Below are 9,398 nucleotides of genomic sequence, written 5' to 3'. Positions count from 1 at the left end.
TTTTAATGTCCTTGACAAAGGGTACAGTTCATTTAAAGTTATGGCTTTTTTGAATGTTTTCTCGTTTAAATCCTAAAGCCTTTTTACGTAGGAAAAACTAGTTTTACAGCTCCTATCTCCCTAAAATTTTAACATTATCTCCGTAAGCGAAAAGGGTCTTAAGAGTAGTTTACGCTATTTCTTTCTATTTTCCCTTGCCGCTCGTTTTCTCTCTTTTTTACTCATCCCTTGTTCTGAACCAAACTCAGTATTGCTCGCCTTACTTCCGGTATGTGGCTGGTTACGATTATCATTACGGTTTGTCACTTAAACTCCTCCTTCTTAATTATGTATACCTATAGCAACCGTATTACGGCTTCCCAAATAGGATTCAATGTCATTTTCCTGTGTAACTTCTGAGAAGCAACATAATAATTGCTACCTCTTTATCGTGCTTTTCTCCGAGTGAATTATTCACATTTGTTGAAATTAATAAAAAATTGCGATGGATAGTAATTTATATTTTTGGATAAGGAATAGATATATACCTATTTTTCTTCTTTTATCATTTCTATGTATCATTTAGTTGCTTAGTTGCTTCTCCCTTACCTTTGAGATGATATACTTAACAAAGCAAGACCCAGTTTCTAAGGGGGCTACAATGGAATGGAAAAGGACAATAAAAATAAGGACCAAAATCTTGATATAAATGAAGAATTAGAGTGGGAAGCATTTTTAGAAAATGACGAGGAATGGGAGCAAAACAAGAAACGCCAAAAGAAGCGAAAAAAGCTTATCGTTAAAACGGTGAGCTCTTTAATTGTTTTAGCGATGTTCGTAAGTGGGCTACAAATTTATTTTAACTTATTTAATTTACCTGCGATAGAATTTTTAAAAATTTCACAGAGACTTTCGAAAGATCCAGAAGTACAGGCATCTAAGAAGTCAGTTGTCACAATCGAATGGGATGGGGTAAAAGGTACAGGTTTTACGATTGATCCAAATGGAATGATCGTTACAAATGAGCATGTTGTAGAACATACAGATACCGTTAAGGTACATTATCAAACAGGAGTTTCCTATATTGGCGAGGTGATTTCAAAGAATCCAGATTTAGACCTCGCAGTTGTTAAAATTGAGGCCACAGATCTTCCTGTTCTTCCGCTCTCGTATGAGAAAGACTGGGAAACATTAATAGGAGAAGAAATTATCTTCATTGGCAATCCGCTTTCTTTTACGCAAATTGCCAATGAAGGTACCATTGCTGGTAAAGTTCTATTAAAAGACTGGGATGTTCCAGTAATGATGATTGATGCCCCCGTTTACCGAGGAAATAGTGGTAGTCCCGTTCTTAACCAAAACGGGAGGGTAATTGGCGTTCTTTTTGCCACCATCTCTTCACCTGAAGGAAATAACCGTGTCGGAGTTGCTACCCCCGCTTATTTCATAAAAGACCTACTCGCTGACATTCGAGAATAAACTCTTCAATAGGGTAAAGGCACCATCTAGTTTTTTCTAGTTGATGCCTCCATTTTTCATACCATTATTCCTTTGGTTTTCTTTGTTTTATTTCACTCAACCTTCCCCTTTATAGCCCTTGTCGCCACAAACGTCTTAATATATTTATCTAGTATTCGATTTCCTCCAAAATCATCCTCGTAAAAACCGGCTATGATAAAACCAGCATCAATCTGTCCTTGAATTTGATCCTCAAGCGTATGACCAAACTCGATTGTTTCATTTTTTGTTATATACTCAACAATCTCCTCTTCTGATAAACCATCTAGCGTTGAAAATGGAATTGATTGGGTTACGGATAAGTTGCCCTTTCTTTCTTCTTCATCATCAAAAATAAACAGTAGCGGATTTGTAAATCCAGAGATCATCACTCCTTTATCTTTTAATACTCTAGCAGCTTCCTTCCAAACAGGTCGTACATCCTCAACAAACACATTTGAAACAGGATGGACAATTAAATCGAAGGTTTCATCTTCAAAAGCGTGAAGGTCTGACATATTTCCTTGAATTGTCCGAAGCTTTAATCCATCTCGTTTTGCGACCATTTCATCTTGCTCTAACTGCTTTCTCGACAAGTCATAAACGGTTACCTCTGCACCTGCTGCTGCCAATATTGGCCCTTGTTGACCACCCCCAGATGCTAAACAAAGTACCTTCAATCCATCCAGCGAGGCAGGTAACCAATTTCTTGGAACCAGCCTTTTTGTTGTAACGGTTATCTGTAAATCTCCTAACATGCTTTTTTCAATAATCTCCTTACTTGCTGCTTTAGTATATGCAGATCCATTTTCTACTTTTTTGTCCCATGCTTTTTGGTTGTGATTCATTGTATCCATCATTTCCCCCCCAATAGAGTGAATGTTTGATTATTGTAATACTTCAAGGATTACAATAAACTTTACTATTTGTTCTATTGAAAAATTCCCCCCGTTTTAAAAAAATCATCCACCCAATTGAGGGCAGATGATTCATCTCTAACTGATTTCTATTAACTTAGTTACTCATACCGTAAAGATGCGATTGGATCAAGTTTAGACGCTTTATTCGCTGGTAAAATTCCAAAGATAACGCCAATAATCATAGAAAACAACAAACCACCAACTATAACCGGCCATGAAACAAGTGCTGGCCAGCCAGCAAAATGCGAAACAATGCTTGAAGTTCCCCATCCTAACAGAATACCAATTCCACCACCGATTAAGGTGAGTGTAACGGCTTCAATGAGGAACTGAAGTAATATTTGTCCCCTCGTCGCACCAAGCGACATTCGAACCCCGATTTCTCTAGTTCGTTCGGTAACTGAAACTAGCATAATATTCATTACACCAATCCCGCCAACTAACAAGGAGACACCTGCAATACTACTGATGATGATTGTCATGATTCTCGTGACCTGACCTACCCCGGCAGCAATTTCTTCCATATTAATAACCTGGTAGGCTTCTTCTGTGTTATGCATCCGATTTAATAGATCTGCAGCCTTCTGTCCTGCTTCCTGTAAATCCTCCGCATTTTCTGTTTGCAGCGTCACCTGACTTAACTCATTGGAAGCGTATATCGTTCGCCAAGTATTCCAAGGAAGGTATACTTCATTTGCACCAAATGAAAATAAACCTGTCGGCTGTTCTAGCACGCCAACTATTTCAACCGGCTGGGAACGAACAAAAATTACTTTACCTAGAGGGTCCTCTCCCTCAAACAGTTCCTCACGAAAGGAAGAGCTGACAACCGCGACGCGACGTCCCCCAAGAAAATCAGCAGCCAACAGGTTTCTTCCTGTATCCACTTTCAGTCCGTTCACATCTAGATACGCTTGATTAATTCCGGTAATTGAAGCCTCTAGTGTGTCCTCTCGTACACGGACATTTCCATACTCAGAACTAGTTGCGACCACCTTTGTCACCTCAGGTATTTTCTCCACTGCCTTTAGATCTTCCTGTGTAAAAGGTGCCATCATCATTGCATTCGGATTGGCAATCAATTCTTCATCAGAGGGCATATAAAATAATTCGATCGTATTTCCTGCACCAACTATTTGCGATTTTAACATCGCTTCTCCACCTTGACCAATAGCAACCACCGTAATGACTGATCCAACTCCAATGATAATCCCAATCATTGTGAGGATTGAACGTAATTTATGAGCCAAAAGAGAGGAAAGCGCCATTTTCATATTTTCAGCTACACTCAAAGACTTTCCCCTCCTTTGACTGTAGTTTCGTTTTGCATGACCATCCCGTCACGAACAAATACGGTGCGCCGGGCATATTCTGCGACTTCACTCTCGTGGGTTACAAGGATAATCGTTGTTCCTTCTTGATTGAGCATCGTGAATAACTCCATAATTTGCACACTCGTCTTTGAATCAAGTGCTCCAGTAGGCTCATCTGCTAAAATTAAGTCTGGGTTGTTGACAATCGCTCTAGCAATTGCAACTCGCTGTTTTTGTCCACCAGATAATTCGTTCGGCAGATGCCCCATCCGATCACTAAGCCCCACTTTATGGAGAGCCTCTGATGCTCGCTCTTCACGTTCTTTCTTCTTCACCCCTGCATAAATCATCGGAAGCTCTACATTTTTTAACGCATTTAACCTAGGCAAGAGTTGAAATTGTTGAAACACAAACCCAATAGATCGGTTTCTAACCTGTGCAAGTTCCTTTTCATCATATTGGGATACCAAATGGTCATTTAAATAATAGTCACCACTTGACGGTCGATCAAGACAACCAACGATGTTCATAAGCGTTGATTTGCCAGACCCTGATGGCCCCATGATTGCCGTGAATTCTCCCTCTTTAATATGTAAGTCAATTCCTTTCAGCACGTCCACTTGCTCTTTTCCAATCGAGTAGCTTTTGACAACCGATTGTAAACGGATCATTTCACAGTCACATCCATCCCAGCTGACACGTCATCAGATGGGTCAAGCAACACTTCGTCTTCCTCCGAAAGACCATCAGTGATTTCAATGCTTTCATTTGAAACCAATCCAACTGAAACTTCTTTTTTTTCAGTCTTACCGTCAACCACGGTAAACACGTAACTAGTGTCACCTTCTTGCTTGACAGCACTTAATGGAAGAGTTTTAGTCTTTCGTTCCTCGGTAAGGATTTCCATAACCATTTGGAAACCAGGTTTTAAAAGAATGTTTTTATCCTCAACATTCACTTCAATCCGATATTGGACCCCCGTTTCCCCACCTAAAGAATTAGCCTCCTCTGGTAAATACCCAACAAAGCTGACCTTCCCTTTCCAGGATTCCCCAGGCAAGACATCAGAGGATAGCACCACGCTCTGACCTTGCTTGACTTTTAGAGTATCATACTCAGAAATGATTCCTTCTACCATCAATTGCTCTAATGTTCCAATTTGAATAAGTGGTTGTGGCTCTAGTTGATTGGAGCTAGCACCTGCTACATCATTCACAGATACAACTTTCCCGTCCAATTCACTTTTCACTTCAAGCTCTGCAATCTGCTGCTCGATAGACTGTTTTTGTAATTGAAGCTGTTCAATTTCAAGATTGGTTTGCTGCTGTTGTAACCATACTTGGTCATGTTCTGACTGCAGCATTTCATTTTTTGAGTCTTTTTCTAATTTCTCATCTAATTCTTTATGCTGGTCACGGAGATTGTTTAACTGCAATTGACTGGATTGTAATTGTAGTTCATTTTGCTTTTTTTCAAGCTCCAGCTGTTTATTCTCATAACGAAGGAGAGGCGTACCTTTTTTCACGTCCTCGCCTTCTTCAACAAGAACTTCTGATATTTCTCCATTTTCCGGTGCAAAATAAACGGTTTGTTCATTTGCTAGTTTTAATGTACCTGGTGTCATCACTTTCTCGGAAACTGTTTCTTCTATTATATTAGTGACTTCTGCAGTGACATTCTCTGACGCAGCTTTCTTCCATATATTAATCCCAAATAATCCTACAATTAGGACTCCTACCCCTATAGCAATCCCTATTTTTTTCTTTTTCTCCATTGGGTTATAGACCCACCATTCCGCTAGCAGCCGCTCCTACCATCGCAGTAATCACACTAATCACATAAAATGCAATTGAAACTGTCCAAGCCAATCCTTTTGAGAAATCAGCCACTTTGTGAAGACCGATAGCAGTAAGGATCACACCCCAAATCTGAAATACTTCAATACTATTGAATAATCCAGCTAATGCACCTTCAACCTCAATAAGTGAACCAAGGCTAGTAAACTGTATTTCTGCATTTCCTCCAAACAAAGCTATTCCAACCCCGTTAACCAAAACACTTAACGCTGAAATCATCATCAAATGAGTATTCATTGAAAATAATTTCTTAAAGGTAACACCTGAGCCAGGAATCTTCGAAATTAACAAATAAATTAATGTCGAAATGAACGCTCCAAAAATCGGGGAAATAATTCCCACTAGGATTAACGTAAACGTGCCCGCAGCCTTAGCAAGGGCCAAGTCCGCTTCAGGTATCCCTTCAAGCTCTATTTCTAGTCCTAGAGAAGTTAAATACATTCCTACGATAAATAATAATGTAACGATTCCGAGTGGAGCCCAAATCTTGGGTCTTTCTTTAATCCGTTCAAATTGTTCTGTTGGGCTCCAAATGATCCCAAATATTGATGGTTTTCTTGCAATCGTTTCTTCTGACAATGCTAGTCATCCCCTTTTTATCTTTATACTGTAAATAATACGAATAGTAGAAAAAAGAGTTTCATATTTTTAAAATCTTTCGTTAGAAACTCTATGAAAATAGTAGTATACCTTCAACTAATAGATTATCTATCTAAGGTTTACTTTCATATCCTTCCAAATTACTGGGTATTATTCACATAAATATCACTATACCATAAAAAACATCCCTCTTTTTCCTATTTTATAAAAACTTTACAATTAATCAGAAAGGGACTAATTAACGGGGAATCTACCCGACGTATCTTTTCTTAAGGCTGTTTTCTGGAAGATTGTTGTTTTACCAATCTAATAATCGTTATTTTGGGAGGTAGATAGTTTGAGGGATTTTATTATCGGAATAAATAGTATATTATCCTAAGCTCTTATCTATGAAGGGGTAACGGCACTAATAGGTTTAAATTTCGTTGCAATCTTTTATGTCAATTTTCCTTGTTCGAAGAAGCAGTATTAGGAAATCATTAGACCTTAGAGTTTTAGGTCACTTCTTATCCTTTCCTTCCACATATTTAATCGCCTCCTTACATCAAAAAAAAATATATACCCCTTTACTCTATACGAAAACAGCCATTCTTTTTAAAATCAGAAAGAACTAGGGTCTTTAATCTTTTTAAGCAACAAAATCTGTTAGCTTCATTAAACATTTTTGACACATACAAATAATCATTAGTCACACCCATTGGCATTTTCCTTTTCTAGTACAATATAATAAGAGATATATTAGCCATAAGAAATGATGAAAATAACGAGGTTTTTAATTCATAGCCATATGGTTATCTTAAAGGGTGAACTTTATTGGATATAAACGAGGCATGCTTACATCATCCCCGATTAGAGACTTCTCGCCTACTGATGCGGAAAGTGACGTTTAAAGATCTAGAGGATATGCATTCCTTTACGTCCTCTAAAGAAGTAACAAAATACATTCCTTTTCCTACTCACAAGAATCTAGAAGATACGCGAAAATTCATTGATTATCTATTAGAGCAATATCAAATCAACAAAAAACTTTTATGGGGAATACAGTTAAAAGAAACATCTAAATTAATCGGTACCATTGAGTTTGTCACCTTTGAAACAGCTCATAATAAAGCTGAAATTGCTTATGTTCTTTCTGAAGATTACTGGGGAGATGGAATCATGACAGAAGCAGCGAAAGAAGTAATCAAATTTGGATTTAAGAGCTTAAACTTAACACGAATACAAGCAAGGACCTTTAAAGAAAACATCGGATCACAAAAAGTGCTAAATAAAATTGGCATGACATACGAGGGGACCCTGAGGAAAAGTATGTTTATTAAAGGAGATTACCAAGACATCAACATGTTTTCGGTTTTGAATGAAGAATACATTCGTACTACTGAATAATTCATTTCTCATTTAGATTAAAAAGATCACATAAGAATATTAAAAGGCCCCATTAACGGGGCCTTTATACAAGGATACTGCTAAAGGTAGCTAAACTCAATTATTTAACATGTTCTACCTTAAGTTCTTGAATTAATTCTTCTCTCAATTTATATTTCTCAATTTTATTCGTAGGAGTACGGGGAAGTTCTAAAGTAAAGCGAATGTACTTTGGCCACATGTATTTTGGCATTTGACTTTTTGCCCACTCTCTCAAATCTTCCTCATCTATTTTTGTGTCAGCCTTTTTCACGACAAACACAGCTACATCATCTTCATCACCAACTTCAGCCGGTACAGGAAAGGCGGCACAAAAATCAATTTCTGGATGCCCAGTAATGATATCTTCTAACTGATAAGATGAAATTTTCTCCCCACGGCAACGAATTACTCCTCCCATGCGGTCAACAAAATAATAATAACCATCTTCTCCAAGATAACCGGCATCTCCAGAATGGAACCAGAGGTTCTTAAACGCTTTTGTTGTAGACGCTGGTTTATTGAAATACTCATTCAAAATCAAGTGAGGCAGTTTTGGACGGAATGCAATTTGTCCGACTTGACCAACTGGAACTTCTAAATCATTTTCATCAAGCACTGCAACATCAAAATACATCGTAGGCTTGCCCATAAATCCCTTCTTTAATTCCTGTTTTCCATCAATCACAGGGATTCCAAATTTCTCACACTTCTCCAGAATCTCTCCCCTAGATAGTCCTTTATAGAGGTGTTTTGGGGTCCCTTGTCCCTCCTCAAGCTCAAAAATCATGCCTGCAAGTGGATTTCCCGATTCAGTCTGACCAAATCCAGCTGAAACAATATTGATTCCGAATCGTTTTGCTACTTCATGATGATATTTTGGTAAAGGCTGCATATGAACTTTATTTAGAGTGTTATTTTTATCCTGACTCGTTGGTTCAGCATTCATCAGCCAGGGGATCATCACATCAAGCAAGATTGCCGCACTCGCACCTGAAGTTTCAATCCTTTGCCAAAACTGATGTGGGCTAAACTTATCCCACAAGGCAACAGTGCAACCTAAATAGGCCGCCCTCGCAATGTTTGCAAATGCACCACCAACATGGTAAAGCGGGAGGTCATTATACACAACATCCTCAGATGTCATACATAAACGCATCCTTAATGTATACCCATTTATCCAACGATGCGATTGAACAACTCCCTTAGCAGGCCCAGTTGTTCCCGATGTATAAATAATATTTGCAGTATCCCAGTAATTTAATTCCACATCTAGATTGCTAGTTTCCCCTTGCAAAAGCCTTTCATAAGGGGTTTCAATCACACGTTGATCAAGAGTAATTTCAGATATTTCTGCTATATAATCATGATCACCCTCTTGGGGGCTATATACTACAGCATACATCCCTTCTATTTCATCTGCTATTTCATTCAAAATAGGAACCATGCTTCTTTCAGTAAAAAGCATTTTCGGTTCGGTGTCATTTATTTGATAGCTTAGTAACTTTCCACGATAATTAAAATTTATAGGGCTAAAAACTCCTCCACACTTCCAGATGGCAAACATCACAATCGTGGTAATATAAGGATTTTTCAGAAAAACTGAGACACGGTCTCCTTTATTGATTCCTCTTGCCCGAAGAGAGTGAGCAATACTATTGGCCAATTGGTTAAACTGCTGATACGTTAGCTTTTTATTATTTTCACCATAAAATAAAAAGGTTTTCTCACCTGACACCTCTGCCCAGTGCTCCACACATTTAGCAACCACTTCTTCTTTAACAGCCATTTCACTGATTAAGTCGATTTGTGACAATCTTTACCCTCCC

General features: G+C 38.3%; 9 protein-coding genes. 2 read left to right on the top strand and 7 right to left on the bottom strand.

Going from position 1 to position 9,398, the window contains the following annotated elements:
- Window positions 1-174 precede the first annotated feature (174 nt).
- On the bottom strand, window positions 175-306 hold the full coding sequence (locus H0185_RS24255; protein ID WP_281427592.1) for a hypothetical protein: 132 nt from the start codon (window positions 304-306) through the stop codon (window positions 175-177).
- Between the two features lie 339 nt (window positions 307-645).
- On the opposite strand from H0185_RS24255, the gene H0185_RS08610 reads away from it, so the two are divergent.
- Window positions 646-1,458, top strand: a complete 813-nt coding sequence (locus H0185_RS08610) for a S1C family serine protease (protein ID WP_221873035.1) — start codon at window positions 646-648, stop codon at window positions 1,456-1,458.
- Window positions 1,459-1,550: 92 nt separating this feature from the next.
- Here the strand turns inward: H0185_RS08610 and H0185_RS08605 are convergent, their stop codons facing one another.
- From H0185_RS08605 to yknW, 5 genes are all read right to left on the bottom strand, one after another.
- Window positions 1,551-2,333: a class I SAM-dependent methyltransferase gene (locus tag H0185_RS08605; protein ID WP_221873098.1), complete on the bottom strand. Its 783-nt coding sequence runs from the start codon at window positions 2,331-2,333 to the stop codon at window positions 1,551-1,553.
- A 161-nt stretch (window positions 2,334-2,494) separates the two neighbouring features.
- Window positions 2,495-3,688, bottom strand: a complete 1,194-nt coding sequence (locus tag H0185_RS08600) for an ABC transporter permease (RefSeq protein WP_221873034.1) — start codon at window positions 3,686-3,688, stop codon at window positions 2,495-2,497.
- On the bottom strand, window positions 3,685-4,380 hold the full coding sequence (locus tag H0185_RS08595) for an ABC transporter ATP-binding protein (protein ID WP_221873033.1): 696 nt from the start codon (window positions 4,378-4,380) through the stop codon (window positions 3,685-3,687). Before H0185_RS08595 ends, H0185_RS08600 begins: the two co-directional genes overlap by 4 nt.
- A complete protein-coding gene (locus H0185_RS08590) occupies window positions 4,377-5,483 on the bottom strand; it encodes an efflux RND transporter periplasmic adaptor subunit (RefSeq protein ID WP_221873032.1) in 1,107 nt (368 codons plus the stop codon). The genes H0185_RS08595 and H0185_RS08590 overlap by 4 nt, the downstream gene beginning before the upstream one ends.
- A 4-nt stretch (window positions 5,484-5,487) precedes the next feature.
- Window positions 5,488-6,144 (bottom strand): YknW family membrane protein, encoded by a 657-nt coding sequence (gene yknW, locus H0185_RS08585; RefSeq protein ID WP_221873031.1) that lies wholly within the window; start codon window positions 6,142-6,144, stop codon window positions 5,488-5,490.
- 834 nt (window positions 6,145-6,978) lie between these two features.
- Here yknW and H0185_RS08580 point away from each other — a divergent pair.
- Window positions 6,979-7,551 carry a GNAT family N-acetyltransferase gene (locus H0185_RS08580; protein ID WP_246629073.1) on the top strand — a complete coding sequence of 191 codons (573 nt, stop codon included), beginning with the start codon at window positions 6,979-6,981 and terminating at the stop codon, window positions 7,549-7,551.
- A 100-nt stretch (window positions 7,552-7,651) separates the two neighbouring features.
- Here H0185_RS08580 and H0185_RS08575 read toward each other — a convergent pair whose 3' ends face one another.
- The gene (locus H0185_RS08575) at window positions 7,652-9,385 is read right to left on the bottom strand and encodes an AMP-binding protein (protein WP_246629072.1); all 1,734 of its coding nucleotides are present in this window, start codon (window positions 9,383-9,385) and stop codon (window positions 7,652-7,654) included.
- Window positions 9,386-9,398: the final 13 nt, after the last annotated feature.

It is taken from the genome of Mesobacillus maritimus, assembly GCF_019749255.1.
In the GTDB taxonomy this organism is placed as follows: Bacteria; Bacillota; Bacilli; order Bacillales; family Cytobacillaceae; genus Mesobacillus_B; species Mesobacillus_B maritimus_A.
The sequence above is the reverse complement of the archived record's forward strand: the minus strand, read 5'-3'. Positions and strand labels throughout refer to the sequence as shown.

Excerpts from the sequence above, each read along its gene's own strand:
- H0185_RS08605 (WP_221873098.1), bottom strand. The coding sequence starts at position 2,333 with ATGGATACAATGAATCACAACCAAAAAGCATGGGACAAAAAAGTAGAA.
- H0185_RS08595 (WP_221873033.1), bottom strand. The coding sequence starts at position 4,380 with ATGATCCGTTTACAATCGGTTGTCAAAAGCTACTCGATTGGAAAAGAG.
- H0185_RS08610 (WP_221873035.1), top strand. The coding sequence starts at position 646 with ATGGAAAAGGACAATAAAAATAAGGACCAAAATCTTGATATAAATGAA.
- H0185_RS08590 (WP_221873032.1), bottom strand. The coding sequence starts at position 5,483 with ATGGAGAAAAAGAAAAAAATAGGGATTGCTATAGGGGTAGGAGTCCTA.